We start from the raw sequence: 26,912 nt of genomic DNA, 5'->3' as shown, positions 1-26,912 counted from the left end.
GACAGGGGGCGCATGATCAGCGACCGGCGGCCACGGCTGCCGGATTGAGGTTCATGCTGCGGATCATCTGCTGCAGGCCGGCGCGCTCTTCGCTGTCGCCGGGATACAGCGCCAGCTGTGCGTATCGGTTCTTGTCGATCTTCACCACGCTGACGCGGCGGTCGGCGAAGCCCGGGGGTTCCTGACCGCCGAGGTCGGGCAAGTACCAGTAAAGCTCTTCGCCGGCGAAGCTGTCCTTTTCCTGGCGCAGCGCGCGCGGGAAGCGCAGCGCTGGATCATTCCCCGTCAGCATCAGGCTCATGACTTCGCGGCCGTCGCTGGTGCTGGCGCGGCACACCAGGAAATCGCCGGTGGCCTGCTCCTGCCATTGCAGGTTGCTGGAGGCGGGCAGCGACGGACACTTGGGTGCGCTTTGCGCGTGAGCGGTGATGGCAATGGCGCACAGGCACAGCAATATGGCGGCAGAGACGGTTTTCATGCAGTTCCCCCAGAGGCGTTCAAGTCGACGGCACCGCCAGCGGCGGGCCTGCGTGGTCGCCGTTGCGACCTGGCATCCATCCCCGGATGCCGCGTCGGCCCGCCAGCCCAGCTGGCGGGTGTTCCTTGACCTTAACGGAACGTGAGCAACTGCACAAATCGCGGTTTCATCGGTAACCAAATTCCTGCGCTTTGCACGGCAGACGATGCGGTAGCGGGTCAGTCGCGCGCGCTGGCCAGCCACTTGTAGATCATGCCGCCGATCAACCCACCCAGCAGCGGAGCGATCCAGAACAACCACAGCTGGGAGACGGCCCCGCTGCCGGCGAACAGCGCCACGGCCGTGGAGCGGGCCGGGTTCACCGACGTATTGGTGACCGGGATGCTGATCAGGTGGATCAGGGTCAGGGCCAGGCCGATCGCCAGCGGGGCGAATCCTGCGGGCGCGCGGCCATGGGTGGCGCCCATGATGACCACCAGGAACGCGGCGGTGAGCACCACCTCGCAGAGAAAGGCGGCGGCCGCGCTGTAGCCGCCGGGCGAGAGTGCGCCATAGCCGTTGCTGGCGAAAGCACCGGCCTGTCCCGGGGTGATGCTGAAAGCCGGGCTGCCCTTGGCGATCTGCAGCAGGATGAAGCCGGCGAGCAATCCGCCCAGCACCTGGGCGAAGACATACGGGCCCAAGTCCTTGCCGGCGAAGCGGCCACCAGCCCACAGCCCGATGCTCACGGCCGGATTGAAGTGCGCGCCGGAAACGTGGCCGAACGCATACGCCCCGGTCACCACGGTCAGCCCGAAGGCCAGCGCGACGCCGAGAAAGCCGATGCCGAGTGGATTTCCATCGCCGCCGAAGTTCGCGGCCAGGACCGCGCTGCCGCAGCCCCCCAGGACCAACCAGAACGTGCCGAGGAACTCGGCAGCAAGACGCTTGCCCATGCTCATCGCAGCAGCCTCCATTGGGGCCCCGGCTGTGCCGGGACGCCGCCATTTACGTGTCAGGGCGGTGAAGGCGATGTCAATGTGCGATGAAGGCCTACTTTGCCGGAAGTGGAATGAACTCCGTTGCGTCGCCGGGGATGGTGCCGAAGCGGCCGTTTTCCCAGTCATGCTTGGCCTGCTCTATGCGCTCCTGGGAACTGGAGACGAAGTTCCACCACAGGTGGCGCGGTGCATCCAGCGGCTCACCGCCCATCAGCATCGCCTTGACCGGCGTCTTCGCGCGCAGTCGGCCGCGGGCACCTTCGGCCGGGATGATCAGGTGCTGGGCGGGAACATCCACCCCGTCCAATTGCGCCTGGCCTTCCAGGATGTACAGCGAGCGTTCGCGGTGACCAGTGTCGATGTCGATCTCTGCATCCGGGTCGAGGTCGATGGCCACGTTGAGCGTATCGGCAAATACCTTGACCGGCGATTCCTCGCCATAAGCGCGGCCGGCGATCACCCGCAGCCAGGCGCCATTGCGGCGTTGCTGGGGCAGGGTGGCCGCGCTGTGGTGGTGGAAGGCCGGTTCGACTTCCTCGTACTGCTTGGGCAGCGCGATCCAGGTCTGCATGCCGTGCAGCGGATGGCCGTGTTCGCGTTCTGGAGGCGGCGTGCGTTCGGAATGCGAGATGCCACGGCCGGCGGTCATCCAGTTGACATCGCCGGGGCGGATCACCTGGTCCGAACCGAGACTGTCGCGGTGGCCGATGGCACCGGCCCAGAGGAAGGTCACCGTGGCCAGGCCGATGTGCGGGTGCGGACGCACGTCGATGCCGGTGCCGGCAGTGAGCAGGGCCGGGCCCATCTGGTCGACGAACACGAACGGACCGACGCTGCGCGCCTGCAGCGATGGCACGGCGCGGCGGACTTCCAGCCCACCGATGTCGTGCACGCGGGGGGCGATGATGGTGGTCATGCGGGCGATCTCGCTGGCGGGGACAGGCGCGCAGGATCGCACGCGATGTGGATTCTGGGATGCCCCGAATGGGCAACAGGCTGTTGCGCGGTGCGAACCGGTGGGACCCCCTCGCGGGTGGCTGCTGTTTGAAGCCACAGTTGGGATGGGCCGGGCGGGGAGGCTGTGCCACCACCCAACAGGCGGTAGCGCCGAAGGCAGCGGCAGGAGCCGCTGCCAACGTCGCTTGCGACGACCCGCAGGGTGCTGGTCAGGGCGGCCGGCATACCCATGGTCGGCGGAAACCATCAAAACCCCATTCCCCCACAGTCCGCCGACCATGGGTCGGCGCTACCGAAGGTTCCATGGCCCCCATGGACCTGTCGTAGGTGGGGCGGGGTGGTTGTGCAGGACCGTCTTTTCGCATGGATGCGAAAAGCGAGCCTACAGGGACGTACTTGCGGCGTGTCCTGCACAGCCACCCCGCCCCGCCAGCAAACAGCCCTGCAGACCGTTGACGTTGCCGTTGCTTCGGCTTGAAAAAGCAGGCGCCGGGCGCAGCCCGGCAAACACACAACCTCAGCGCAAGGCGTCCAGCAACCGCTCGGCATCGCCATCATTGGCGGCGGCCGGCACCTGCAGCAGCCGCGCCAGCAGCGGATACACATCCACGTTGTCGAACGGCGCGATTACCTTGCCCTGCTTGAACGACGGGCCGCGCGCGATGAACACCGCACGCATCGACGGCAGCGCATTGTCATACCCGTGCGAGCCCCGATCCTCATGGCGGCGGTGCGCGATGCGCTCGCGGCTGAGCGCATCCCAGCCCTCGTCCATCTGGCAGATGATCGACGGAATGCGCGGGTTGCTGCCGTAGTGCCAGCGTGCCGGCAGGTCCTGCTTCTTCCAGCACTGGTAGTGCGCGTGGCGGCCGAGCAGCGCACGTTCGGCGGCGGCCTGCTGCCCTTCCACCGGCTCGAAACCGATCGACTGGCCCGTGCTGATGTTGCGTGCCAGCCGCGGGTCCACCATGTCTTCGGTGGCGACCACCTGGCCCGGCGCCACCGCTGCCATGCCGTGGTCGGAGACCACCACCACGTTGGTGTCCGCGCTCAATCCATGCTGCTGCAGGCCATCCATCAGGCGTCCCACCACGGCATCGGCCTGCTTGACCGCTGCGGTGTACTGCATCGAATCCGGACCATGCCGATGGCCGGCCTTGTCGACGGTTTCCAGATACAGCGTAGCCAGCCGCGGTGCAGTGGCGTCGGTCTGCCGCAGCCAGCCCAGCACGCTGTCGGCGCGGGCTTCCAGTGCGATGCTTTCATCGTAGCGGCGCCATTGGCTGGGCCGGATGCCCTTGATTTCCGCCTCGCTGCCCGGCCAGGACCAGGTCGCCGTGCGTACCCCGGCCTGCTCGGCGCTGACCCAGATCGGCTCGCCGCCCCACCATTCCACCCGCGTCACCGTCTCGGCCTCGCTCAGCTTGAAGCGGCCCAGTTCGGCCACGTCCATGCTGTTGTGGATGATGCCGTGATGGTCCGGACGCAGGCCGGTGACCAGGGTGTAATGGTTGGGGAAGGTCAGCGAGGGATACGACGGCGTCATCCATTTCGCGCGTACCCCGCCGTCGATGATGCGCTGCAGGTTCGGCGTGATGCCGCGGTCCAGCGCATCGGCGCGCAGGCCATCGATGGACACCAGCAGCAGCTTGTGCGCGGGCTTTTCCTGCGCCACGAGCGGAGGCGTGGTGGACGCGGTGGGATGGGTCGGGGAGGTGGTACAGGCAGCCAGCGGCAGGGCAGCGGCCAGCATCCAGGCAAAGGGGCGTCGAGTCATCACGCCATTCTAAGGCGAGGCGATGACGCACCCAAGACAACCCACGTCACTGGCGTGCGAACAAGCCGCCATCCCCCTGTTCCAGGCGCAGCAGCGCGGCCTTGGTTTCCAGTCCGCCACCGAAACCGGTCAGCGAACCATCGCGCCCGATCACCCGATGGCAGGGCAGCACGATCGGCAGCGGATTGCGCCCGTTGGCCGCGCCCACCGCGCGGGTGGCGGTGGGCTGGCCGAGCAAGGTCGCCAACTGCAGGTAGCTCCATGTCTGGCCGAACGGAATGTCGGCCAGCGCGTTCCAGACGCGCAGCTGGAACGGCGTGCCGCGGGGTGCCAGTGGTAGATCGAAGTGGGTCCGCTCGCCATGCAGGTACGCCAGCAGTTGCTCACGCGCCTCGCGCACGGTGGCCGGGTTGTGTATCCAGTGCTCGCGCCCCTTCGCATCGTGGCGGTTCTGCGGGAACAGGATGTGGGCGATGCCGTGCGCATCACCGGCCACGGTCAGTTCGCCGATCGGGCTGTCGAAACGATCGTAGTGCAGGGTCATGACGGAACTCCGGTGAACGGGGTGGACAGATGCCACAGGTGCAGCACGGCGTAGGCCCGCCACGGACGCCATGGCTGCGAGCGCTGCTCGGCCTGACGCTCGGTCAGGCGTTTTTCCGGTGTGCCGAGCATCTGCTGCAGCACCAGGTCACCGGCCGGGAAGGCATCGGGCTGCCCGAGCGCGCGCAGCGCGATGTACTGCGCGGTCCACGCGCCGATCCCGGGCAATGCCACGCAACGCTGCACGAATTCCTGCAACTGCTGGCCGGCGTTGAAATCCAGCTTACCCGCATCGCAGGCGCGTGCCAGGGCGCGCAGGGTCGCCGCGCGCGTACGCGGCAGGCCGATGGATTCCAATGGAGCGTCGGCGAGCTGGGCGGGTTCCGGGAACAGCCTGTCCAACCCCTCCGGCATGCCCGGCAGTACCTGCCCGTAGGCCTGCACCAAGCGCCGCGCCAGGGTGGTGGCGGCGGCCACGCTGACCTGCTGCCCCAGTACCGCGCGCACCGCCACTTCGAAGCCCTCCCAGCCGCCGGGCACGCGCAGGCCCGGCCGCAGCACGATCCCCCGCGCCAGCAACGGCTCGTCCCGCAGCGTGGCGTGCACCTGGCGCAGGTCGGCATCCAGGTCGAACATGTGGCGTACCCGCCGTACCACCTGCGGAATCTGCCGCGGGTCGACGCCGTCCAGCTGCAGCAGCAGTTCGCTGCGGCGTGCATCGGCGTGCACCCGCAGCAGGGCGGGGCGATCAGGCGGACCGATCACGCGTGCATAGCCGTCCTCTTCGATGCGTTCGATGCCGGGAATCATGCGGCGGCGCAGGAACTGCAGCATCAGGCCGAAGTCCAGCGGGGGCCGGTAGCCGAGCCGCAGGCGCAGGCCATCGCCGGCCTGGGCCGCCGCCCCCGGCATGCGGCGGATGGCACTTGGTGGCATGCCGCAGCCCGCCAGGAAGGCATCGTTGAAGCGGCGCAGGCTGTTGAACCCAGCGGCGAGCGCGACATCGGTGACCGGCAGGCGGGTTTCGGTCAGCAGCTGCTTGGCCTGCAGCAGGCGCTGGTTGGTGTGAAGCTGCAGCGGAGTCACGCCCAGCGCGGCCACGAACACGCGCTGCAGCTGGCGCGCGCCGACGCCGACCCGTTCGGCCAGCGCGGCCACGCTGGCGTCCTGCAGGAAGCCTGCGTGGATCAGATCGAGCGCGCGACGGACCGTCTCCTGTTCCAGTACCTGCTGGACGGCGGGCGACAACTCCGGGCGGCAGCGCAGGCACGGCCGGTAGCCGGCGGCGGCGGCGGCCGCTGCGTTGGGGTAGTAGGTGACGTTGGACGGCTTCGGTGGCGGCGCAGGGCACACCGGCCGGCAGTAGATCCCGGTGCTGCGCACGGCAGTGAAAAACGAGCCGTCAAAGCGCGCGTCGCGCGCCAGGCGGGCACGTTCGCAGGTGGCAGTGTCGAGGGCGGCGGTCGAGGACATGGCCACAGTCTAGGCCGCAGGGCAGGGCGGGGCTCGCCGTTTTCGGACATGGATGCCAGTGGCCGGTACCGATTCAGGAAGCGTTGTCGTCACACGCGGCGCAGGCTCTAGACTGGGGCCGTGTCCTCTTCCCGGTTCGATGGTTCATGTCGCCCAGATGGTGCCTGCCCCTGCTATGCCTCGCCCTCGCCTCATGCAGCAAGCTGGAGAATCCCGGCAACGTCACCGCCAATGAAGCGGCCACGCGTGCGCCCGGCGCCGATGGCGACCACATGGTATCGATCAACGTGGCCGATGCCCCGCGCCCCGTCGCCCCGCCTGCCGAGCGCGCTGATCGTCCGTGGCCGGCGGCATCGCTGGAAAACGGCGAAGCCTGGATCAGCTGCAGCACCGACTACGCCAGCGAGGGCGATGGCGAAGCGCTTCCCGGGCTGGACCGGACCGCGATCGAGCAGGCACTGCAGCCCTGCGTGGAGCGTGGCCTGCTGCGCGTCCGCTACAGCGGCAAGATCAACCCGGGGTTTGCCGAACTGAGCTGGCGCCTGGCCGTGGTGGCCGAACAACTCGGCATCCACAAGCGCATCCTGGACCTGGATTCCAGCGGCGGGCAGGTGGAGTCGGCGATCGTGGCCGGCGATGGCATCGGCGAATCGAACTGGACCATCTGGGTGCGCGAAGGGTCGATCTGCCACAGCGCCTGCGTGTTTGTGCTGGCAGCGGGTGACAATCGCCTGGTCTCGGGCAAGGTCGGCATCCATCGGATGATGCGGATCAGTTCGAAGGCCACCTCGCGCGCCGAACTCAACCGCGAACTGCACGAGGTGTACGACAACGTAAAGGACTACCTGCAGCGCAACGGCGTGGCGGTGGGCGTGGCCGACCTGATGATGACCGTGCCCAACCGCAGCCTGCGCCTGCTCAGCGCCGACGAACTGCGCCAGTACGGCCTGGACGGCACCAACGCGGTGCAGGACGACCTGGAGCGGATCAAGCAGATGCGGGCCTGCGGCGATGACTTCGTGCGCCGCAAGGATGCCTTCCTGGTGGCCTTCGACCAGCAGTGCAAACGCGAAGGCGCGGAACTGGATGCGGTCAACAGCTGTGGCCAGGCGCTGAAGAAAGACTATGGTTTCCCCGATGAGGTGTGCCCGTCGGACAGCCCCTTGTCGGAGATCGATGTGGCGACCCTGCCCCCTGCGCCGGGGGCCTCCCCGGCCGCCGATGGCGCCGCACAGGGGAGCCTGGGGATGGAGGCTTCCACGGCCGCAGAACGGCAGTCCGTGGACGCGCCGCCGGAGTCGTGAAGCCGCATCGCGAAGCTGGCGTAGACTGCGGACACTTCTCCTGAACAGGTAGTGTCCGATGAAGCGTTCGTTGATGGTGTTGTCCCTGCTGCTGCCGTTCACCGCAGGGGCCCAGCAGCCCCAGCCGGCCGCGCAGTCGGCGCCGCGACCTGCCGCTGCGCCTGCCGCGCCGGCTACCGCTCCGGCCGCCGCACGGCCGGGCACGCCGGCCCAGCAGCTCACCCCGGCCCAGCAGGCCCAGCTGGACAAACAGAATGCCGAAATGAGCGCGGCTGCCCTGCAGGCCGTTCGCCTGGTCGATGGCGGACAGGCCGCACAGCTGTGGGATGGCGCCTCGTCGGTGGCACGCAAGGCAGTTGCCCGCGATGCGTTCGCCAAGCAGGTCGCCGCTGATCGCGCTCGCCTCGGCGCGCTGGTCGGCAGGGGCCAGCCGAGCATCAGCCGGGTCCGCTTCAATGCCGGTGCGGCGGTGCCTGAAGGCCTGTACCTCAACGTGACCTACCCGACCCGTTTCGAGAAGAGCGCACAGCCGGTACGCGAACTGGTCAGCTTCCGCCTGGATGAAGACCGCGTCTGGCGTCTTGCCGGCTACAGCGTCCGCGCGCCGGGGACCTGAGCGATGGCCATCGAACTGCAGATGCTGGCCTGGGCCGGGGTGCTCGGGCTGGCGCAGGTGATGCTTGCCGCTGCGGCGATCACCCGCGAGCGTGGCACGCACTGGAATGCCTCGGCCCGCGATGGCCAGCCGCCGCGGCCTGGGCTGCTGGCGGGGCGCCTTCAACGCGCGCAGGCCAACTTCCTGGAAACCTTCGCGGTGTTCGCCGCTGCTGCCATCGCGGTGGTGGTGGCGGGCAGGCAGGACAGCAGTACGGCATTGGCGGTGCAGCTGTATTTCTGGGCGCGACTGGCCTACGTGCCGTTGTATGCAGCCGGCATCCCTTACGTGCGCAGCCTGGCATGGGTGGTGTCGCTGGTCGGCATCCTGATGCTGCTGTGGGCCCTGCTGTGAGCCGTCACCGCGGCGCCTGATCCAGATCAAGGCGCCGCGCGTGCCGGCATCGCTATGCTGGCGCTGGACATGGAACTGGGGAGCAGCAGCATGCACGGCACGGATGTGGTGGTGGTGGGCGCAGGCCCGGCTGGACTCTGCTTTGCGCGCGCATTGGCGGGCAGCGGGTTGCAGGTCACCCTGGTCGAGCCGCAGCCGCGCCAGGCGCTGGCCGAAGCGGCCTTCGATGGCCGCGAAATCGCGATGACCCATGCCTCGCGCCAGGTCCTGCAGGACCTGCACCTATGGCAACGGCTGCCTGCCGCGGAAATCGCCGAACTGCGCGACGCGCGAGTGCTGGATGGGCGCTCGCCGTTCGCGTTGACCTTCGCCAGCGACCGCCGCAGCGGCGATCCGCTGGGCTGGCTGGTGCCCAATCACCTGATCCGCCGCGCGGCGTGGGATGCCGTCCAGGACCAGCCGGGCCTGGAGCTGCGCGACGGACGCAGGGTGCAGGGCGCGCGTGCGGTCGATGGTGGCCAGCAGGTGCTGCTCGACGACGGCAGCATCGTGCAGGCACGGCTGGTGGTGGCGGCTGACAGCCGGTTCTCTTCCACCCGGCGCATGCTGGGGATCGGTGCGCGCCTGCAGGACTTCGGCAAAACGATGCTGGTGTGCCGGATGCAGGTCGAGCGCGACCACCACCACACGGCGTGGGAATGGTTCGGCTATGGCCGCACCATGGCGCTGCTGCCGCTCAACGACGGTTTGGCATCGGCGGTGGTCACCCTGCCGCCACGGCAGGCCGAGGCGCTGCTGGCGATGGACGGTGCCGCGTTCGGTGAAGCGGTCAGCGGGTTCTTCGAACACCGGCTGGGCCACATGCACCCGGTTACTACGCCGCAGGCATATCCGCTGGTGGGCGTATATGCCGAACGCTTCATCGCCGCCGGGGCGGCGCTCATTGGTGATGCGGCGGTGGGCATGCATCCAGTGACCGCACATGGGTTCAACCTGGGCCTGGCCAGCCAGCAGCGGCTCGCCCGGCTGGTCATCGCGCAACAGGCGCGGGGGGCGGACATCGCCGATGCACGCATGCTCGCGCGCTATCAGCGCGAGCACCGGGTGGCCTCGCGCGCGCTGTACGAAACCACCAACGCCATCGCCCGGCTCTACACCGATGATCGCGTGCCGGCGCGGCTGGTGCGCGCGGCCGGGCTCCGCATCGCGCAGGGCGTGCGCCCGTTCCGCCGGTTGATCGCCCACCGGCTTACCCAGCCCGTGGCAGGGTAGGAGCCGGCCACGAACCCAGCTGTGCCGGGATTACTCGGCTTCGGGTGGCAGCGCCAGCACGCGGATCACGCTGTCATTGAATTCCACCTGCTGGCCCGCGCGGATCTTGCAGGCCTTGCGCAGTTCGACGGCCCCATCGACCAGCACGAGGCCTTCGCTGATGGCCATCTTGGCTTCGCCGCCACTGCTGACCAGGTCGGTCAGTTTGAGCAGCTGCTTCAGCTCGACGTACTCGCCGTCGAGGTCGAATTCAAGGATCTGCATGGGGTGTTCCTGAAGTGAATGGCGCCCATTGTGAGGCAGGCGCGAGCCCCACGCACCGGGTCCGCGGGCGGCCAGGCGGACAGCGATGACACGCCGTGCACGTCGTTCATGCAAGGTGCTGTAAGCTATGCACTCGAAAAAGCGCCGGGGCACGCGTCAGAAGGGCGCCCTAAGCGCAAAATAACCCCCTTTTTTCGCCTGCCACGTTCGTGGCAGTGCCTTCGGAGTTCCCCATGTCCCAAGATACCCAGGCGCCGCTGCAGTTCGCGCAGCTCGGCCTTTCCGAGCCCGTGATGCAGGCGGTTGCCGCCGTCGGTTACGAAACCCCCTCGCCGATCCAGGCCGCCACCATCCCGGCGATGCTGGAAGGCCGCGACGTGCTGGGCCAGGCCCAGACCGGCACCGGCAAGACCGCTGCGTTCGCCCTGCCGGTACTGTCCAACATCGACCTGCAGCAAAGCAAGCCGCAGGCCCTGGTGCTGGCGCCGACCCGCGAACTGGCGATCCAGGTCGCCGAGGCCTTCCAGACCTATTCCTCGAAGATCGCCGGCTTCCGCGTGCTGCCGGTGTACGGCGGCCAGCCGTATGCCACCCAGTTGTCCGCGCTGCGTCGTGGCGTGCACATCGTGGTGGGCACCCCCGGCCGCGTCATCGACCATCTGAACCGCGGCACCCTGGACCTGTCCGAGCTGAAGACGCTGGTGCTGGACGAAGCCGATGAAATGCTGCGCATGGGCTTCATCGACGACGTCGAAGCGGTGCTGAAGAAGCTGCCGGAGAAGCGCCAGGTCGCGCTGTTCTCGGCCACCATGCCGCCGGCCATCCGTCGCATCGCCCAGACCTACCTGAAGGATCCGGCCGAAGTCACCATCGTCAACAAGACGACCACCTCGGCGAACATCCGCCAGCGTTACTGGTGGGTAAGCGGCATGCACAAGCTGGATGCGCTGACCCGCATCCTGGAAGTCGAGCCGTTCGATGCGATGATCATCTTCGCCCGCACCAAGGCCGGCACCGAAGAGCTTGCCGGCAAGCTGCAGGCCCGTGGCCTGGCCGCCGCCGCCATCAATGGCGACATGCAGCAGGCCCAGCGTGAGCGCACCATCGCCATGCTGAAGGAAGGCAAGCTGGACATCCTGGTCGCCACCGACGTGGCCGCGCGCGGCCTGGACGTGGAACGCATCAGCCACGTGCTGAACTACGACATCCCGTACGACACCGAAAGCTATGTGCACCGCATCGGCCGTACCGGCCGTGCCGGCCGCAGCGGTGAGGCGATCCTGTTCGCCACCCCGCGCGAAAAGGGCATGTTGCGCCAGATCGAGCGCGCCACCCGCCAGCCGATCGAAGAAATGCAGCTGCCCAGCGTGGAAGCGGTCAACGACAACCGCGTCAACAAGTTCACCGCGCGCATCAGCGAAACGCTGGGCCAGGGCGGACTGGACTTCTACCGGCAGCTGCTGGAGCGCTTCGAAGGCGAGAACAACGTGCCGGCGATCGACATCGCGGCCGCGTTGGCCAAGATGATGCAGGGTGACACCCCGTTCCTGCTGCAGCCGCCGGTGCGTGCGCCGCGCGAAGAACGTGCCCCGCGCGAGCGGTTCGAGCGCGCCGACCGTCCGGAGCGGAATGATCGCTTCGATCGCGGCGAGCGCCCGAAGTTCGACCGCGCCCCGCGCGCCGAAGGCGAAGTTTTCCAGGAGCGTCCGCGCCGTGAGATGCCGCCGCGCGGTGCACCGGAACAGGGCATGGAAACCTTCCGTATCGAAGTGGGCCACCAGCATGGCGTGAAGCCGGCCAACATCGTCGGCGCCATCGCCAACGAAGCCGGGCTGGAAAGCCGCTTCATCGGGCGCATCGACATCCACGACGGTTTCTCGGTGCTCGACCTGCCGATCGACATGCCGCAGGACGTGCTGACCCACCTGAAGAAAGTCTGGGTGTCCGGCCAGCAGCTCAACATGCGCCGCGTGGAGCCGGGCGAGGACATCAGCCAGGCACCACGTGCCCCGTCCAAGCCGCGTTTCGACAAGGGCGGTCCGCGCCGCAGTGGTCCGGGCGGTCCGGGCGCCCCGGGCGGCAATGATCGGCCGCCGCGTCGCGAAGGCTTCAAGCCGCGTGGTCCGCGCAACGTCTGATCCGCACGTGATCTGATGAATACAACGCCAGCCTCCGGGCTGGCGTTTTTTTTGTCCCGGGACAGGCATCCGGCCAGCGATGGGCGGTCCACCGGGGGTGCAGACAGCGCCGATTCCAGCGTGCATGATGCGCAGGCAGCAAGCAGGATCTACCACGGATTCGGGGGGTTCCAGGTATGGTTGAGGCCGGTGCGGGGACGCGGCAGCGTGCAAGGGCACGCGGCCTGACACTGCGCTTTGCGCTGCTCACCGGCATGGCGGTCGGCCTGGTGGGCATCTCCGCGCTCATCCAGGAACTGCAGGCTGCCTCTACCGCCTGGATCGTCGGCCAGAGCCACTGGTCGCGTGCCCAACAGCAGGCGGTCGCCTCGCTGCACCGGTATCTGGAAAGCGGCCACGCGACGGATCTGCAGCAGGCACGTATGCAGCTCGACGTGCCGCTGGCTGATCTGCAGGCCCGCCTGGCACTGGAGCAGCAACCGCCGGATACCCATGCAGCCCGCGCGGCGTTCCTGCGCGGTGGAAATGCACGCGGCGATGTGAACCGGCTGATCCTGTCCTACCGCTACGGGCGCGACCTTGCCTATTTCCGCCAGGCCTCGCAGCTGTGGCGGGAAACCGATTCGCCGCTGCTGGAAATCGCCGCGATAAGCGACGAACTGGAGCAGCGGCTGTCCGGGGGGGCCATCGCGGCCCAGGACGCGGTGCGGTATGAGAGGCGGCTGCAGCAACTGGACATGCAGCTGCAGGACACGGCGCGCCGATTCTCGCTGGCGCTGGTGAACATGTCCGCGCTGGTGCGCATGACGACCCTCGTCGTCGGCGCGCTGTCGGTGGTGGCGATCGCGATCGTGGCGGTGCTGCTGGCCCGGCGTGTACGCATCGACCTGATGGAACAGGAGACGCGCTTCCGTGCGGCCTTCTACCAGGCCAGCGTGGGCATGCTGAAAATCGACAGCGGCGGAGGCCTGATGGAGGTCAACCAGGCCCTGTCCGATCTGCTGCAGCGACCCCGCGAGCAGCTGGTGCACATGCACCTGCGCCAGCTGCTGGCCGAAGGAGAGCTGGTACTGGACGGCGAGGGGGAGATCGACTGGCCCCGTCAGCTGGAGGCCGGCGAGCTGCGCTTCCTGCGCGCCGATGGCAGCCTGATGTGGGGGCGTTGGAGCGGCACCGCTGTCCACCGTGGCAAGCAGGGCACGTCGATCTTCGCCATCGTCGAGGATGTCACGCAGAACCACGTGTTGGCCCGGCAGGTGCAGCACCATGCCAGCCACGATGTGTTGACCGGCCTGATCAACCGCCGCGAGATCGAACGGCAGCTTGAACTGGCGTTGCAGCAGGTGCGCGACGACGGCGGCGTGCACGCGCTGTGCCATCTCAACCTGGACCACTTCAAGCTGGTCAATGAAGCGGTCGGGCACGCGGCAGGTGACCAGATGCTGCGGGCCTTCGCCGAACACCTCAAGGGGGCGGTGCGCGAAGGGGACTGGGTCGGCCGGCTGGGAGCGGACGAGTTCGCGCTGTTTCTCGCCCGCGCGAGCCAGGAGGAGGCACGGCGGGTCCTGCAGCGCGTGATCCGCACGCTGGGCCAGGCCAGCATCGAGTTCGGCGACGACACGCTGAAGATCAGCTGTAGCGTGGGCGTAGTCGAAGTACGCGCCGATACGCCGGACGTGAACTGGTTGATGGGCGCGGCCGACAGCGCCTGCTACGCCGCCAAGCAGGGCGGGCGCAACCGGGTGCACTGTTTCAACGAAGACCGGCTGGCGTTGGACGAGCACCGCGGCGAGGCCGAACGGCTGCGTCGGGTCAGCCACGCCATCGCCGATGGCCGGATGCTGCTGTATGCACAGCGTATAGCGACCGTCGGCGAGCCGGACTACCTGCATTACGAGGTGCTCGTGCGCATGCGCGATGAGCAGGGCGTGTTGCACGGTCCGGGCGAGTTCATCGGCGCCGTTGAACGCTATGGCATGGGGATGTCGCTGGACCGCTGCGTGCTGTCCATGTTGTTCCGCCACCTGCAGGTCTGTCCGGCGCACGTGGCGCGGCTGGGTCTGTGCAACGTCAACGTTTCGGCGCAGTCGATCGCCGAGCCGAGTTTCCTGACCTTCGTCAACGACCTGCTGGAACGCAACCGCACGCTTGCCAAGCGGCTGTGCTTCGAGATCACCGAAACGGCGGTGATCAGCAACCTGGCCCAGGCGCGGGAATTCATCGATGCAGTGAAGGCGCGTGGCTGCCGCATCGCCTTGGATGACTTCGGCTCGGGGCTTTCCTCCTTTGCTTACCTGCGGCAGCTGTCGGCGGACCTGCTGAAGATCGATGGAACCTTCGTGCGCGACATGCTGACCGACCCGGTCAGCCGTGCCACCGTGCGCGCCATCGCCGCGCTGGGGCGCGAACTGCAGCTGGAGGTGATCGCCGAGTGGGTGGAAACCGAAGAGCAGGCGGCGCAGCTGGTGGAGATGGGCGTGCAGGGATTGCAGGGCTATGCGATCGAACGTCCGCAGCCGCTGGAGCGGATCACCCAGACCGCCCTGCACCCCGTGCGGCATGGCACCCAGGGGAAGTGGCTGGGTCGCGGTTGAAGCGTGTCGTCGCTCCCGCGCGCGTCGGCGGTCCGGCGTGAAATCGGCCGGGCTGCGATAATCTCCCGACACGGATGGCAAGCAGGCGGGTGTTGCGTGGGGAGCACGAGGGTACGTTCGGGCCGCTGGAACAGGGGCGGGTGGGTGCTGGCTGCAGTGCTGCTTTCCAGCCTGCTGTCGTTGTGCAATGCCATCGCCGCACCGCAGCCGGTGCGCGACTACCTGCTGCTGGGCGAGGCGACCGACGAGCCGACGCCACATCGCGCGTGTGAGGGCTACATGCTGCGCGGACAGCGCCAGCAGCTGGATATCCCCGCGCCGGAGGGCGGATGGTCCGGCCAGCCGCAGGCCTTGGACGTGTTCAATGTCTTCGCCGGGGAGGTATCCATCCGTCATGGTGACCGTGAGATCTGCGGCAACATGGGCGATGCGCGTACGCGTGACTCGCGGTTCCGCGCGGGCATCGGCATGGTGACCGTCCCCCGCGCTGGAAGCCGCGAGCCGATCCACGTGTCCTGGGCGACCCCGCTGAAGGAGCGCTGGGGCCCCACGCTGCGGCTCGGCGCGCCCAGCCCGGTGCAGCAGCGTGATACCGCCCGGCTGCTGGTGCGTACCGCCTGCGTGGCGGTCGCGCTGGCGCTGGCGCTGTCGTCCCTGATGGGATTTTTCACCTCCCGTGACCGCATTTTCCTGATGTACGTCGGTGCCTGCGCTGTGTTCGTGCTGTGGCAGGCGGTGCTGGGGGGACTGAGCGGGTATCCCGAGCCATGGTTCCCGATCGGGGTGGACAGTGCCTGGTGGCTGGTAGGCCTGACCGCCTGCGCACAGGCCGTGCTGCTCCCGATGCTGTGGCGACTCAATGCAGGTCATCGCGCCTGGCCGCGTTCGCGTGGCGTGGTGTCGGCCGTGGGTTGCGCCTTGTTCGCGGTGGCGCTGCTGGTGCCCTGGATGGACTGGACGTTGCTGGGCTGGACGTCGGATGTGCTGGAGGCGGCCCATTTCGCCGGCTGCGTGGCGGCCCTGCTGGCGGGGGTGTGGGCATGGTCGCGCAACGACCGCTGGGCCAGTATCGGGTTGGTCGCGCTGGCACCGTTCCTGGTGATGATCGTGGCCGACCTGGCGCGCGCCCAGTGGCTGCTGGCCCATCGTGTCGAAGCCCTGCAGCTGGCGGTGACCTGGTTGCTGATGATGGCCGCCTATGCGCTCAACCAGCGCCTGGGCAACCTGCGCGAACAACGTGACGAGATGCGCCAGCTGGCCGACACCGATTACCTGACCGGCCTGCCCAACCGGCGCGCCGGGCTGCGCGAGCTGGGCGTGCAGATCGAACGCGCACGTGCCGAGGGCGCACCGCTGGTGATCGGTTTCCTCGACATCGACCTGTTCAAGGAAATCAACGATCGCCACGGCCACGATACCGGCGATGCGGTGCTGCAGGCGGTTGCCGGGGCCCTGCGCGGCGCCCTGCGAGGCCGTGACGAGGTGTTCCGGATGGGCGGGGAGGAGTTCCTGCTGCTGTTGCCGGGCGCTCCGCGCGATGTTGCCGCGGCGAGGCTGCAGCAGGTGGGGCGCCGGATCACCGAGGCCGGGATGGCGCTGCAGGTGGACGGCCTGGCACTCACCGCCAGCATCGGCCTGGCCCAGTGGCGGCCCGACCACGATGACCTGGCCGCACTGCTGCGCCGGGCCGACCATGCGATGTACGGCGCCAAGCGCGCGGGGCGTGACCGGGTGATGGATGGCGAGCAGCTGGACGCGGTGCGCCCGCTATGAACGGATGCCGTGGGCACGACAATGCCGGATAATGGGGGCATGACCATCCGCATCAACAAATACATCGCCGAAACCGGCTTCTGCTCCCGTCGCGAGGCCGACCGGCTGATCAGCGACCGCCGCGTCACTGTCAATGGACGTCCCGCCGGTACCGGCGCGGTGGTCGGCGAGGAGGACAAGGTGCTGGTCGACGGCCAGCCCCTGCGCGCCCGCCAGGCCAGTCGCCCGGGCGGCCGCCGCCACGTCTACATCGTGCTCAACAAGCCGGTCGGGGTGACCTGCACCACCGAAAGTTCGGTGAAGGGAAACATCGTCGAGTTCGTCGGGCACGAGCAGCGCATCTTCCCGATCGGCCGGCTGGACAAGGATTCCGAAGGCCTGATCCTGATGACCAGCAATGGCGACATCGTCAACCAGATCCTGCGCGCGGAAAACGGCCACCAGAAGGAGTACCTGGTGGCGGTGAACAAGCCGGTGACCGACGAGTTCCTGCGCGCGATGGCGCGCGGTGTGCGCATCCACGACCAGATGACCCTGCCGTGCCGTACTTCGCGCATCGCCAAGTTCGGTTTCCGCATCACCCTGCAGCAGGGCCTGAACCGGCAGATCCGCCTGATGGCGGCCGAGTTTGGTTTCCGGGTGACCCAGCTGCGCCGCGTGCGAATCGACAACATCAAGATCGGCGCGCTCAAGCCGGGCCAGTGGCGCAACCTCAGCGAGCCGGAACTGCGCGGGCTGCTGCCGGGGCAGGTCGACTGGTAGGAAGGTCAGATCAGTTCGGGGTGCTGGACGGGGCGGCGACGGTTGAGCAGTGGATGCAGGAAGACCGCCCCAACGATGACGGCGACGCCGACGTAGAACCAGCCCGCCACCTCGTGCTGCTCACGCAGCAGCACCACCGCCAGGATCACCGCGTACACCGGCTCCAGGTTGGTCACCAGCTGCACGGTGTAGGCGCTGAGGTGGCGCAGCGCGACCAGCGCCAGCGCGAACGGCAGCAGGGTACAGAAGCCGGCCAGCACCAGCAGCAGGATGCCGTCGTGCAGGTCCGGCAGCACCCACAGCGGGCTGGCCAGGGCGGGCAGCAGGAACGGCATCAGCGGTGCCAGCAGGGTCAGGGTCAGGGTGCCGGCGCCCAGTTCCAGCGCGGTGACCGTCAGTGGATCGGCATGGCTGACCATGCGTTTGTTGAGTGAACCGAACACCGCCACCAGCAACGCCGACATTGCACCTACCAGCACCCCCAGGCGCATGCCTTCGGGCACCCCGCCCACCACCAGCGCCACGCCGGGCAGCACCGCGATGCCGAACAGCAGTTCGCGCAGCTGGAATGGTCGCTTGGCCACCCAGGGTTCGATGATGGAGGTGAACACCGGGGCCAGCGCGATGCAGGTGGCGGCGACCGAGGCATTGGCCAGCTTCACCGCGCCGTAGAAGGTGAGCCAGTGCAGCGCGACCAGCGCGCCGATGCCGGAGTAAGCCGCGACCACCCGCCAGGGCATGTTGCGCAGGCCCCGCCACACCCGCGGCAGCAGTGCCAGCATGGCCACCACCAGCAGCATGCGCCACCACACCAGCGGCAGCGCGGGCAGGGTGATCAGCTTGCCAAGGATGGCCGTGATGCCCCACAGCAGCACGCAGAAATGGATCTGGAAAAGGGCTTTGCGGGTATCGGGGCTGCTCATCGCGGTATTGTGCGGCAAGCCAGCGTCGGCGGCGATGGGTCAGCGTGTGTCGCAGCGCTGCTGCAGGGCGATGGCGGCCGCCGGGTTGCGCCGCTTGCCCGCACCGATGCACAGCAGGTAGACCTCGCGCGGCGTCGGATCGGCTGGCGGTGTGATCAGCGGAAGATCTTCGCCCGCGCTGCCGTGTGCCCATGCCTGCGCGCGCGCGGCCCAGCGTTGCTGGAGCGGGGCAGGCAGGCCGGCACGGAGGCGCGCTTGGCTGCGCTTGATCCGGGCGTAGACGAAGTCGGCGCTGAGGTCGCCGTGCAACGGGGCCTCGTCGCTGTCTTCGATGACCAGGGCAATGTTGTGGATGCGTGCTGCCTGCACCAGCGTGGCATTCACTGCTGCGGGGTTGCGTACCTCCAGCGCGTGCTGCAGCGGCACGCCCTGCAGGGTGGTTGGCAGTGACCGCATGAACTCCGCCAGCGCGCCGGCATCGGCCTTGTGAGTGGGGGCGAACTGCCACAGCAGCGGGCCCAGGCGTTCACCCAGGCCCAGCGCAGCCTGCAGGAATGGCTGCGCGGCCTCGGCAACGCCGGACAGGTCGCGCCGCTGCACCAGGTAACGCGGGGCCTTCATCGAAAAACGGAAGCCTGGCGGTGTCTGCGCGGCCCACTGCGCGCACTGTGCCTGGGTCGGCGTGCGGTAGAACGTACCGTTGATTTCGATGCAGCGCAGGGCATTGCTGGCGAACGCCAGTTCCTCGCGCTGCGGCAGTCCCTCCGGATAGAACACGCCACCGCGCCACTCCGGGAATACCCATCCGCCGATGCCGCAACGGATCGGCGCCGAGGTCGAACTACCTTTGGTCTTTCCACCTGTCTCCATCCCACCCCTCCTTTGGCACGGGGAAGGCTGCACCGCCGGCCGTTACCATCATGAGAATTCCCGGCGCGCCTGCTCGGCGCGGCCATCCACTCTGGAGAACGTGCGTGATGAAGACCCTGATCGGAGGCGCCATGCTGCTGGCCTTTACCACGCTGGCGAGCGCGGCGACTCCGGCCTCGTTGCAGGATCTGGATGCCACGGTGGAGCGGGTACGCGCGCGCTTCGACGTGCCGGGCATCGCGGTGGCCGTGGTCAAGGACGGCAAGGTGGTGCTGGAGCAGGGCTGGGGCGTGCGCGAGCAGGGCCGCCCGGAGCCGGTGCAGGCCGATACGCTGTTTGCGATTGCCTCCAACACCAAGGCGTTCACCGCGCTGTCGCTGAACCTGCTGGCCGAAGAAGGCAAGCTGAGAATGGACGACAAGGTGATCGACCACCTGCCGTCGTTCCGCATGTCCGATCCGTTCGTGACCCAGCAGATGACCCTGCGCGACCTGCTCTCGCACCGCAGCGGGCTGGGCCTGGGCGCCGGTGACCTGCTGTTCTGGCCGACCACCGGCTACAGCAACGCCGAGGTGGTGGAGCGGTTGGGCAGGGTGCCGCTGAAAGGCGGTTTCCGCGAGCGTTATGCCTACGACAACATCCTGTACGCGGTGGCGCAGCAGGTGATCGAGAAGGTCTCCGGACAGTCCTATCAGGACTTCCTGCAGCAACGCATCTTCGACAAGGTCGGCATGGCCGGCACCCGCTACAACGCCGACCACCTGCGCCCCGGCGACAACGCCGCGGTCGGCCATGCCAAGTTCGATTTCACCGACCTGCGCACGGTGGCACCGCTGACCTGGCAGAACAATGCCGGCGCCGGCGGCATCTACTCCAGCGTGCATGACATGGCGCGCTGGATGCAGGTGCAGCTGGCGCAGGGCAAGCTGGCCGACGGCAGTGCGCTGTTCAGCGCCAAGACCCAGCAGCAGATGTGGCAGATGATCACCCCGCAGGTGGTGGCCGAGCCGGCGGTAGCGGAACTGGCGCCGGCACGGCCGAACTTCGCCGGCTACGCCGAAGGCTGGAGCCTGAGCGATTTCCGCGGCCGCAAGCTGGTGTGGCATACCGGCGGCTGGCCGGGCATGGTGTCCCGGGTGACGCTGGTGCCCGGCGAAAATCTGGGCGTGGTCGTACTGACCAACCAGGAAGCGGGCGCGGCCTTCAATGCCATCACCCTGAGCGTGCTCGATGCTTATCTGGGGGGTGATCGGCATGACTGGGTGGACGCCTACGGCAAGGCGGTGGACAAAAGTCGTGACAAGGCTGACGCGGCCTGGGCCAAGCACCAGGCGGCACGCTCGGCACGCACCACACCCTCGTTGGCCTTGGGCGGGTATGCCGGCCGCTACCGGGACCGCTGGTACGGGGACATGCATATCACCCGCAGCGGGAAGGCGCTGCGCCTGCAGTTCGACAAGACCGCGCAGCTGGTCGGCACGCTGGAACACTGGCAGCACGACACCTTCATCGTGCGCTGGGACGACCGCTCGCTCAACGCCGATGCGTTCGTCAACTTCAGCCTGGACCCGGACGGAAAGGTTCGCGAGGTACGCATGCAGGCGCTCTCCGAGCTGACCGACTTCAGTTTCGACTTCCAGGATCTGTTGTTCGTGCCGCAGGGATGAGGTTGGCGTGGATGACGGCCAGCGGCCGTCACTACCCGATATGCCTACGGTGGGATAATCCACCGGTTATCCCGTTGTGAGCGACTGTGATGTTCCGCTGGTTTGAATCCCTGATCCCGGTCTTCCCGCCGGTGGACAAGCGCATGCCGCCGCGCAGCGTGTTCAAGTTCTACCTGTTCTACCTGCGCCCGGTGTGGCCGGTGCTGCTGGCCACGCTGGTCGCCGGCCTGCTGCTGGCACTGGTGGAAGTGGCGATGTTCGATTTCCTCGGCCGCATCGTGGACATGGTCGCCGAGCAGCCCGGAGCCGGGTTCTTCCAGCGGCATGCGTCGGACCTGCTGTGGATGGTCGTTGTCTGCGTGGTCGCCCGGCCGGTGCTGGTGGGGCTGCACAACCTGCTGGTCAACCAGGCCATCGTGCCGGGCCTGAGCAACCGCTCGCGCTGGTTAATGCACAACTACGTGGTGCGCCAGAGCCTGACCTTCTTCCAGAACGATTTCGCCGGCAGCGTGGCCAACCGGGTCATGCAGACCGGCACTTCGCTGCGCGAATCGGCCGTGCAGATGGTCGATTCGCTCTGGTACATCGTGGTCTACACCGGCACCGCGCTGTTCCTGTTTGCCCAGGCCGACTGGCGACTGATGATCCCGCTGGTGCTGTGGATGCTGGCCTACGCGGTGATCATGGTGTACTTCGTGCCGCGGGCGAAGGAGCGTGCCTGGATTGCCTCCGAAGCAAGGTCCAAGGCGATGGGCCGCATCGTCGATGGCTATACCAACATCCCCACGTTGAAGCTGTTCGCCCACGGCGGACGCGAGCAGGCTTACGTCGCCGAATCCATCCAGGAGCTGGCCGAGAAGCATCGCCGGCAGACGCGCATCACCAGCGGGATGGACCTGACCATCGCCATCGTCAACGGGTTCCTGATCGCCGGCACCTGCGGACTGGCGCTGTGGCTGTGGAACGATGGGCTGATCACGGTCGGTGCGATCACCCTGGCCACTGGCCTGGTCATCCGCATCCACAACATGTCTGGTTGGATCATGTGGACCATCAACGGCATTTTCGAGGACATCGGCACGGTGCAGGATGGCATCACCACGATTTCCCAGCCGTTGACGGTGCAGGATCGCGACGACGCCGTGCCGCTCAAGGTGAGTGCCGGTGGCGTGCATTTCCAGGATATCCACTTCCACTACGGCAAGCGCGGCGGGGTGATCGCAGGGCTGGACCTGCAGGTGAAGCCGGGCGAGAAGATTGGCCTGGTCGGGCCGTCGGGCGCGGGCAAGTCGACCCTGGTCAACGTGCTGCTGCGTCTGTACGACCTGGAGAGCGGACGCATCCTGATCGACGGGCAGGACATCGCCGGTGTCACCCAGGAAAGCCTGCGCGGGCAGATTGGCGTCGTCACACAGGATACGTCGCTGCTGCATCGTTCGATCCGCGACAACCTGTTGTACGGACGTCCCGAAGCCTCTGAAGCCGAGCTGCGTGCGGCCGTGGCCAAGGCGCGTGCCGATGGCTTCATCGATTCGCTGGTCGATGCCCAGGGGCGGCAAGGCTACGACGCGCTGGTGGGCGAGCGCGGGGTGAAGCTGTCAGGCGGGCAGCGGCAGCGCATCGCGATCGCGCGGGTGCTGCTGAAGGACGCGCCGATCCTGGTGCTGGACGAAGCGACCTCCGCGTTGGATTCGGAGGTGGAAGCGGCGATCCAGGACAACCTGGACGAGCTGATGGGCGGCAAGACGGTGATCGCCATCGCGCACCGGTTGTCGACCATCGCGCGGATGGACCGGCTGGTGGTGATGGACCAGGGGCGCATCGTGGAAACGGGCACGCATGCCGAACTGGTGGCGGCCGGCGGTCTGTACGCGCGGCTGTGGGCGCGCCAGACCGGGGGCTTCGTCGCCGCCGACGGATGATCGGTAGCGCCGAGCCGTCCTCGGCGAGCGCAGCGGGCCGCTGACGGAGAGATAGCGCCGAGCCACGCTCGGCGCTACCGGATGCAGCGCTTACTCGATCGGCTGGTCCAGCATCAGCTGGCGCGCGAAACGCACCGGCGGGGCGCCGTAGGACAGCATCTTGTCGTGGTACGCCTTCAGGTTGAACTGGTCGCCCAGCTTTTCCTGCGCGGCCTTGCGCGTGTCGAAGTGTTCCTGCGCACCGACGAAGTAGGTCGGCAGCTGCGCGGAGGTCAGCTGCGCGCGCACCCACTTGCCCGACGCTTCGCTTTCCTGCTGGAACGCATCGTGGGTCATCAGGTGCATGGCCTGTTCGCGCGTCCAGTTGTCCACGTGCACGCCCTGGTCCAGGATCGCGTTGGAAATGGTGCGCAGGTAGAACTTCAGCTGCACCAGGTGGAACAGCGGATCGTTATCCAGGTAGCCCTGTTCCTGCATCATGCGTTCGGTGTAGACCGCCCAGCCTTCGGCGAACAGGCCCGAGCGCAGCACCGCGCGCAGCGTGGAGGGGAACTTGGCCGAATGCCAGCCTTCCAGGTAGTGGCCCGGGGTGCCTTCGTGGATGCTCAGCAGGTGGATCATGCGGGAGTTGTACTCGCGCAGGAACGAGTCGACCTGCTTGTCGTTCCAGTCATCCGGAATCGGCGAGACCGCGTAGAAGGTCTTCAGGTTCTTGTCCAGCGGACCGGGCGAATCACAGTAGGCCACGGCCACGCCGCGCTGGAATTCGGGCATCAGGATGATGTCCACCGGCGCATCGGGCAGGGTCATCAGGTCATGCTCGCGCACGAACGCGGTGGACTGGTCCAGTGCGGCCTTGGCATCTTCCACGACCTTGTCGCGGGCCGGCTTGTCGGCGTAGGCCAGTTCCAGCGCTGCTTCGATCGCCTTCTGCTGCTGGTCGTCGCTCGGGTTGGCCGGCATCTGCGGTGCGCCCGGCTTGTCCTTCAGCACGGTCTGGGCGATGCCATACATGTCCTGGCGCACGCGCTTGAGTTCGGCACGTGCACGCTCACCGATCTCCTGCCGCGACAGCGAGGAGTTCAGCGTGAACTTCAGCTTCTGGTCGTACAGTTCGGCGCCAACGCGGAACTCGCCCTTGGCATTGGGCACCAGGGTCTTGTCCAGCCACTGCTGCTGTTCGTCCACGGCCTTCTTCAGGCCGTCGATGGCGGCCTGCAGGCGCTGCTGGTCGGCCTGCGGCAGTTCGCCGATGTGCGGGGTGATGAAGGTATCGACGATGCTGAGGATGCCGCGGTTCTGCTTGGCCACCGTTTCGGCGTGGATCTTCGGCACGCGTGCCGGATCCAGGTTCTCGCGGGCCTGGGCGAAGATCGCCGGGATCTTCTCCATGCGCGCGGTAGCCGACTTCAGGCGCTCGGGCAGCGGGGCGAACTCACGCGCCATCAGGCCGTAGATCGCGCTGCCTGCCAGGCCGTTGTACATCTGCGGATCCCACTTGGACGACTGCAGCACTTCGGCATTCCAGATATCCGATTGCAGTTGGTTGCGCAGGATCGCCGCATCCACCTGGTTTTCGCGGCCCAGCTTGGCCACGTCCAATTTCTCCAGCTCGGCGAGCAGGCCCTTGTAGGCGGTCAGCGTCTTCTGCTGGCCGGCGGCACTGAGGTCGTCGATCTCGCTGTCGAAGCGGTGGTCGCCGATCTGCGTGGCACCCACGGGCGAAAGCTGCATCCAGCTGTCCAGGGCACGCTTGGACAGATCGGCAAAGGCCGCATCGGCGGCGGCATCAGCGGCCTGCGCCGGCGCGGCGGCGGGCGGGGTGGCGGACGACGGGGCGTCGGCCTGCTGGCAGCCGCCGAGGGCAGCGATCAGGGCGAGGGCAAGGAGATGCTGGCGCATCGGAAATCCTGTCTTGGGGTCAATCGCCAAGCATAGGCCGGGGCCGTCGCCCTGTCTGCGTGCCAAAGGATTACCATCGTCGCATTCCAACGCAGGGACGGGACACAATGCACAAGGAAGCAAGGCGCCATCCGCGCTGGGTCGGCGCGCTGGCCATGCTGCTGACCCTGGCCGGCTGTGGCCAGCATGAGGCGGCGACCGATGCAGGTGCCGGTGCTGCCGGCGCGGTGGTGTCGCCGGAAGGGGCGTCGCTGGCCTACGAACATGACCTGGACATCCGCCTGGATGCGGCGAAGATCGGACCGCGGGTCAAGCAGATCGCCGATGCCTGCCAATCCGCCCGTTTCGGCGACTGCGCGGTGCTGCAGGTGGGTCAGCAGGGCGGCGAGTACCCCAGCGGTTCGATCCGCGTGCGCATCGCGCCGAAGGGTGTGGAACCGATCATCGGATTGGCCGGGCAGGGCGGGGAGGTGTCCTCGCGCAACACCCACGCCGAAGACCTCGCCCAGCAGGTAGCGGATACCGCATTGGCGAAGGCGCGCCTGCAGAAGGAGCACGAGCGCCTGCTCGCCTACCAGGACAGCAAGGACATCAAGCTGGCCGACCTGCTGGTCATCACCCAGCGGCTGTCGGAAATCGAGGCGGGGGTGGAACAGGCCAACAAGGACGCGGCCCAGCAGCGTCGACGCATCGACACGCAGCTGGTGACGATGCAGTTCAACGCACCGTCCGGACAGCGCAGCCGCAATGAAATCGGCATGGCGCTGTCCGAATCCGGAGCGATCCTCACCACCAGTATCGCGTACCTGATACGGGCCATCGCCGCGCTGCTGCCGGTGCTGGTGATCGGCAGCATCGTCGGCTGGATCGGCCTGCGCCTGTGGCGCCGGCGACGTGCGCGCAGGGCGGGTTGACCCCGCCCCTTCAACCGCGCCGAATCAGCCCTCGTCGGTCTCGTATTCGACGAAGACATCCAGCTCCAGGGCGAGCTCCTGCACCGCATCGCGCACCTTCTGCGCGGTGCTTTCGTTGCCCACCTCCACTTCCAGTTCATGGCTGCCCGGACCAATGTCATCGGACAGGCCGGCCGAACTGGAATCGTCGTCGTCCATCTTCGGCATCAGGTCGTCGGTTTCCTCGACATGCTCGATACCTTCGATGCTCTGCAGCAGGTCGCTGATCGCACGCGCATCGTCTTCGGTTCCGGTAATTCGCAGTCGCAGCATGGCCATGGGGTTGTCCTGGTGGGAAACAGGACTCCAGCCTAGCCAGCCGGCGGAAAAGAGCGGGTGAGGGTGGAGCGGGGAACTTGCTCACGCTTCCTGTACGGCGCTGCACGGGCAGCGTGGCGGTCAGCCCGCGCCGCTGCGCGTCACCGCACCGGTACCGGGATGTTGCACAGATCGATGTGACCGGCCGGCCGTTTGTAGAAATCATCGACCCGGTTGCGTCGGGCTTCCACGGTATCGGCGAAGGTTTTCGAGTCGGTGCGCAACACCTGGATCGGCGTGCGTTCGGCGGCGGGGACATCGCTGGCGCGGCGTATCGCGGTGATCGGTGTCCGCTGCTTCGGATCCGCGTAGAAGCCCATCGGCGCCGGTCCCCGTGGCAGGGCGCTGAGCAGTTCCATGCCCTTCAGTACGCGGCCGACCACGGTGATGTTGCGGTCCAGCTGGCGCGGCGACTGGCCGGTGACCACGTACAGTTCAGCGCCCACGCTGCTGTCTTCTTCGTTGTTGCGACCTGCGCCCAGCGCGCCATAGCAATGCGCCAGCCAGGTCCTGCCGTCCTTCATGTCCTGGCCGACCGGGAAGCCGTCGACGAAGCCGGTGCGCGACGCCCAGCCATCGCGATCGGGCAGCGGGCTGACCTTCAACCCCGCCGTGGCCCGTTCGAATTCGGCCGGCAGTTTCTTCTGCGCCGATCCCATCGGCCTGGCCTTGGCGGCATCGTCGGCGTCGGCATCGCCGAACTGCACCACGAAGTTGTCCTGCGACCGGTAGATGCTGGTGCCGTCCCAGAAATGCTCGTGGGCGAAGGTCTGGATGTTGGCCACGTGGCGCGGCGCGAACTGCGGCGCCAGCTCGATGATCACCCTCCCGGCCGGCAGGTCCATGTACAGCAGGTTGGCCGGGTCGGGCGTGCGCCAGTCGCGGTCGGGTGCGGCTTCCAGGATCTGCTGCGCGCTGCGGTAGGGCGTGGCCGCGGGCGCCAGCGAAGGCAGCAGGCAGGTGGCCAGGGCAAGCGCCAACAGGGCAGGGCGACGGTCCATGGTGAGCCTTTCAGTAAAGAGAGCCCGATCAT

At 67.6% G+C, this 26,912-nt stretch carries 23 protein-coding genes; 11 read left to right on the top strand and 12 right to left on the bottom strand.

The window, feature by feature from the left end; genetic code table 11:
* Positions 1 to 16 precede the first annotated feature (16 nt).
* From IFT63_RS09825 to IFT63_RS09800, 6 genes are all read right to left on the bottom strand, one after another.
* Positions 17 to 478 (bottom strand): hypothetical protein, encoded by a 462-nt coding sequence (locus IFT63_RS09825; protein WP_042614549.1) that lies wholly within the window; start codon positions 476 to 478, stop codon positions 17 to 19.
* A gap of 218 nt (positions 479 to 696) precedes the next feature.
* Complete coding sequence (gene aqpZ, locus IFT63_RS09820) at positions 697 to 1,419, bottom strand: aquaporin Z (protein ID WP_080335202.1); 723 nt, start codon at positions 1,417 to 1,419, stop codon at positions 697 to 699.
* A 91-nt stretch (positions 1,420 to 1,510) separates the two neighbouring features.
* Positions 1,511 to 2,374 (bottom strand): pirin family protein, encoded by an 864-nt coding sequence (locus IFT63_RS09815; protein ID WP_192083973.1) that lies wholly within the window; start codon positions 2,372 to 2,374, stop codon positions 1,511 to 1,513.
* Between the two features lie 558 nt (positions 2,375 to 2,932).
* Complete coding sequence (locus tag IFT63_RS09810) at positions 2,933 to 4,192, bottom strand: ectonucleotide pyrophosphatase/phosphodiesterase (RefSeq protein ID WP_192083972.1); 1,260 nt, start codon at positions 4,190 to 4,192, stop codon at positions 2,933 to 2,935.
* Between the two features lie 46 nt (positions 4,193 to 4,238).
* Positions 4,239 to 4,736, bottom strand: a complete 498-nt coding sequence (locus tag IFT63_RS09805; protein WP_192083971.1) for a methylated-DNA--[protein]-cysteine S-methyltransferase — start codon at positions 4,734 to 4,736, stop codon at positions 4,239 to 4,241.
* Entirely contained in the window at positions 4,733 to 6,208 is a 1,476-nt protein-coding gene (locus tag IFT63_RS09800; RefSeq protein ID WP_192083970.1) for an AlkA N-terminal domain-containing protein, read from the bottom strand. Before IFT63_RS09800 ends, IFT63_RS09805 begins: the two co-directional genes overlap by 4 nt.
* Before the next feature lie 146 nt (positions 6,209 to 6,354).
* Between IFT63_RS09800 and IFT63_RS09795 the strand changes: the two genes are divergently transcribed.
* From IFT63_RS09795 to ubiM, 4 genes are all read left to right on the top strand, one after another.
* Complete coding sequence (locus IFT63_RS09795; RefSeq protein WP_249404364.1) at positions 6,355 to 7,512, top strand: hypothetical protein; 1,158 nt, start codon at positions 6,355 to 6,357, stop codon at positions 7,510 to 7,512.
* A gap of 58 nt (positions 7,513 to 7,570) precedes the next feature.
* Complete coding sequence (locus IFT63_RS09790) at positions 7,571 to 8,128, top strand: DUF4019 domain-containing protein (protein ID WP_192083969.1); 558 nt, start codon at positions 7,571 to 7,573, stop codon at positions 8,126 to 8,128.
* Positions 8,129 to 8,131: 3 nt separating this feature from the next.
* Positions 8,132 to 8,521 (top strand): MAPEG family protein, encoded by a 390-nt coding sequence (locus tag IFT63_RS09785; RefSeq protein ID WP_192083968.1) that lies wholly within the window; start codon positions 8,132 to 8,134, stop codon positions 8,519 to 8,521.
* Between the two features lie 90 nt (positions 8,522 to 8,611).
* Positions 8,612 to 9,793 (top strand): 5-demethoxyubiquinol-8 5-hydroxylase UbiM, encoded by a 1,182-nt coding sequence (gene ubiM, locus IFT63_RS09780; protein ID WP_192083967.1) that lies wholly within the window; start codon positions 8,612 to 8,614, stop codon positions 9,791 to 9,793.
* Positions 9,794 to 9,823: 30 nt separating this feature from the next.
* Here ubiM and IFT63_RS09775 read toward each other — a convergent pair whose 3' ends face one another.
* Positions 9,824 to 10,057, bottom strand: coding sequence for an RNA-binding S4 domain-containing protein (locus IFT63_RS09775; protein ID WP_042615304.1), 234 nt, complete (start codon positions 10,055 to 10,057; stop codon positions 9,824 to 9,826).
* 233 nt (positions 10,058 to 10,290) lie between these two features.
* On the opposite strand from IFT63_RS09775, the gene IFT63_RS09770 reads away from it, so the two are divergent.
* From IFT63_RS09770 to IFT63_RS09755, 4 genes are all read left to right on the top strand, one after another.
* Complete coding sequence (locus IFT63_RS09770; protein WP_192083966.1) at positions 10,291 to 12,195, top strand: DEAD/DEAH box helicase; 1,905 nt, start codon at positions 10,291 to 10,293, stop codon at positions 12,193 to 12,195.
* Between the two features lie 176 nt (positions 12,196 to 12,371).
* Positions 12,372 to 14,789, top strand: coding sequence for an EAL domain-containing protein (locus IFT63_RS09765; protein ID WP_249404363.1), 2,418 nt, complete (start codon positions 12,372 to 12,374; stop codon positions 14,787 to 14,789).
* A 156-nt stretch (positions 14,790 to 14,945) separates the two neighbouring features.
* Positions 14,946 to 16,562, top strand: a complete 1,617-nt coding sequence (locus tag IFT63_RS09760; protein WP_342450479.1) for a diguanylate cyclase — start codon at positions 14,946 to 14,948, stop codon at positions 16,560 to 16,562.
* Positions 16,563 to 16,601: 39 nt separating this feature from the next.
* Positions 16,602 to 17,324 (top strand): pseudouridine synthase, encoded by a 723-nt coding sequence (locus tag IFT63_RS09755; RefSeq protein ID WP_042615301.1) that lies wholly within the window; start codon positions 16,602 to 16,604, stop codon positions 17,322 to 17,324.
* 5 nt (positions 17,325 to 17,329) lie between these two features.
* Here IFT63_RS09755 and IFT63_RS09750 read toward each other — a convergent pair whose 3' ends face one another.
* Both IFT63_RS09750 and IFT63_RS09745 read right to left on the bottom strand, forming a co-directional pair.
* On the bottom strand, positions 17,330 to 18,247 hold the full coding sequence (locus IFT63_RS09750) for a DMT family transporter (RefSeq protein WP_192083965.1): 918 nt from the start codon (positions 18,245 to 18,247) through the stop codon (positions 17,330 to 17,332).
* Between the two features lie 39 nt (positions 18,248 to 18,286).
* Positions 18,287 to 19,117 carry a DUF72 domain-containing protein gene (locus IFT63_RS09745; protein WP_192083964.1) on the bottom strand — a complete coding sequence of 277 codons (831 nt, stop codon included), beginning with the start codon at positions 19,115 to 19,117 and terminating at the stop codon, positions 18,287 to 18,289.
* A gap of 107 nt (positions 19,118 to 19,224) precedes the next feature.
* Between IFT63_RS09745 and IFT63_RS09740 the strand changes: the two genes are divergently transcribed.
* Positions 19,225 to 20,784 (top strand): serine hydrolase, encoded by a 1,560-nt coding sequence (locus tag IFT63_RS09740; protein ID WP_192083963.1) that lies wholly within the window; start codon positions 19,225 to 19,227, stop codon positions 20,782 to 20,784.
* An 89-nt stretch (positions 20,785 to 20,873) separates the two neighbouring features.
* The gene (gene smrA, locus IFT63_RS09735; protein ID WP_192083962.1) at positions 20,874 to 22,706 is read left to right on the top strand and encodes a multidrug efflux ABC transporter SmrA; all 1,833 of its coding nucleotides are present in this window, start codon (positions 20,874 to 20,876) and stop codon (positions 22,704 to 22,706) included.
* 90 nt (positions 22,707 to 22,796) lie between these two features.
* Here smrA and IFT63_RS09730 read toward each other — a convergent pair whose 3' ends face one another.
* Positions 22,797 to 24,608 carry a DUF885 domain-containing protein gene (locus IFT63_RS09730; RefSeq protein WP_192083961.1) on the bottom strand — a complete coding sequence of 604 codons (1,812 nt, stop codon included), beginning with the start codon at positions 24,606 to 24,608 and terminating at the stop codon, positions 22,797 to 22,799.
* Between the two features lie 107 nt (positions 24,609 to 24,715).
* Here IFT63_RS09730 and IFT63_RS09725 point away from each other — a divergent pair, with 107 nt between their 5' ends.
* A complete protein-coding gene (locus IFT63_RS09725) occupies positions 24,716 to 25,522 on the top strand; it encodes a DUF4349 domain-containing protein (RefSeq protein ID WP_042615295.1) in 807 nt (268 codons plus the stop codon).
* Positions 25,523 to 25,546: 24 nt separating this feature from the next.
* On the opposite strand, the gene IFT63_RS09720 is transcribed toward IFT63_RS09725, so the two are convergent.
* Together IFT63_RS09720 and IFT63_RS09715 are read right to left on the bottom strand one after the other, a co-directional pair.
* The gene (locus tag IFT63_RS09720; RefSeq protein WP_042615294.1) at positions 25,547 to 25,840 is read right to left on the bottom strand and encodes a hypothetical protein; all 294 of its coding nucleotides are present in this window, start codon (positions 25,838 to 25,840) and stop codon (positions 25,547 to 25,549) included.
* Between the two features lie 140 nt (positions 25,841 to 25,980).
* A complete protein-coding gene (locus IFT63_RS09715; RefSeq protein WP_192083960.1) occupies positions 25,981 to 26,880 on the bottom strand; it encodes a peptidylprolyl isomerase in 900 nt (299 codons plus the stop codon).
* Positions 26,881 to 26,912 lie beyond the last annotated feature (32 nt).

This window comes from Stenotrophomonas sp. CFBP 13724 (assembly GCF_014841975.1).
GTDB classification, from domain to species: domain Bacteria; phylum Pseudomonadota; class Gammaproteobacteria; order Xanthomonadales; family Xanthomonadaceae; genus Stenotrophomonas; species Stenotrophomonas lacuserhaii.
The sequence above is the reverse complement of the archived record's forward strand: the minus strand, read 5'-3'. Positions and strand labels throughout refer to the sequence as shown.

Coding starts and splice junctions, on each gene's coding strand:
- IFT63_RS09730 (WP_192083961.1), bottom strand. CDS start 24,608: ATGCGCCAGCATCTCCTTGCCCTCGCCCTGATCGCTGCCCTCGGCGGC.
- IFT63_RS09785 (WP_192083968.1), top strand. CDS start 8,132: ATGGCCATCGAACTGCAGATGCTGGCCTGGGCCGGGGTGCTCGGGCTG.
- IFT63_RS09725 (WP_042615295.1), top strand. CDS start 24,716: ATGCACAAGGAAGCAAGGCGCCATCCGCGCTGGGTCGGCGCGCTGGCC.
- IFT63_RS09800 (WP_192083970.1), bottom strand. CDS start 6,208: ATGTCCTCGACCGCCGCCCTCGACACTGCCACCTGCGAACGTGCCCGC.
- IFT63_RS09720 (WP_042615294.1), bottom strand. CDS start 25,840: ATGGCCATGCTGCGACTGCGAATTACCGGAACCGAAGACGATGCGCGT.
- IFT63_RS09755 (WP_042615301.1), top strand. CDS start 16,602: ATGACCATCCGCATCAACAAATACATCGCCGAAACCGGCTTCTGCTCC.
- IFT63_RS09745 (WP_192083964.1), bottom strand. CDS start 19,117: ATGGAGACAGGTGGAAAGACCAAAGGTAGTTCGACCTCGGCGCCGATC.
- IFT63_RS09775 (WP_042615304.1), bottom strand. CDS start 10,057: ATGCAGATCCTTGAATTCGACCTCGACGGCGAGTACGTCGAGCTGAAG.
- IFT63_RS09740 (WP_192083963.1), top strand. CDS start 19,225: ATGAAGACCCTGATCGGAGGCGCCATGCTGCTGGCCTTTACCACGCTG.
- IFT63_RS09795 (WP_249404364.1), top strand. CDS start 6,355: ATGTCGCCCAGATGGTGCCTGCCCCTGCTATGCCTCGCCCTCGCCTCA.
- ubiM (WP_192083967.1), top strand. CDS start 8,612: ATGCACGGCACGGATGTGGTGGTGGTGGGCGCAGGCCCGGCTGGACTC.
- IFT63_RS09770 (WP_192083966.1), top strand. CDS start 10,291: ATGTCCCAAGATACCCAGGCGCCGCTGCAGTTCGCGCAGCTCGGCCTT.
- IFT63_RS09815 (WP_192083973.1), bottom strand. CDS start 2,374: ATGACCACCATCATCGCCCCCCGCGTGCACGACATCGGTGGGCTGGAA.
- IFT63_RS09715 (WP_192083960.1), bottom strand. CDS start 26,880: ATGGACCGTCGCCCTGCCCTGTTGGCGCTTGCCCTGGCCACCTGCCTG.
- IFT63_RS09825 (WP_042614549.1), bottom strand. CDS start 478: ATGAAAACCGTCTCTGCCGCCATATTGCTGTGCCTGTGCGCCATTGCC.
- IFT63_RS09805 (WP_192083971.1), bottom strand. CDS start 4,736: ATGACCCTGCACTACGATCGTTTCGACAGCCCGATCGGCGAACTGACC.
- aqpZ (WP_080335202.1), bottom strand. CDS start 1,419: ATGAGCATGGGCAAGCGTCTTGCTGCCGAGTTCCTCGGCACGTTCTGG.
- IFT63_RS09790 (WP_192083969.1), top strand. CDS start 7,571: ATGAAGCGTTCGTTGATGGTGTTGTCCCTGCTGCTGCCGTTCACCGCA.
- IFT63_RS09750 (WP_192083965.1), bottom strand. CDS start 18,247: ATGAGCAGCCCCGATACCCGCAAAGCCCTTTTCCAGATCCATTTCTGC.
- IFT63_RS09810 (WP_192083972.1), bottom strand. CDS start 4,192: ATGACTCGACGCCCCTTTGCCTGGATGCTGGCCGCTGCCCTGCCGCTG.
- IFT63_RS09765 (WP_249404363.1), top strand. CDS start 12,372: ATGGTTGAGGCCGGTGCGGGGACGCGGCAGCGTGCAAGGGCACGCGGC.
- smrA (WP_192083962.1), top strand. CDS start 20,874: ATGTTCCGCTGGTTTGAATCCCTGATCCCGGTCTTCCCGCCGGTGGAC.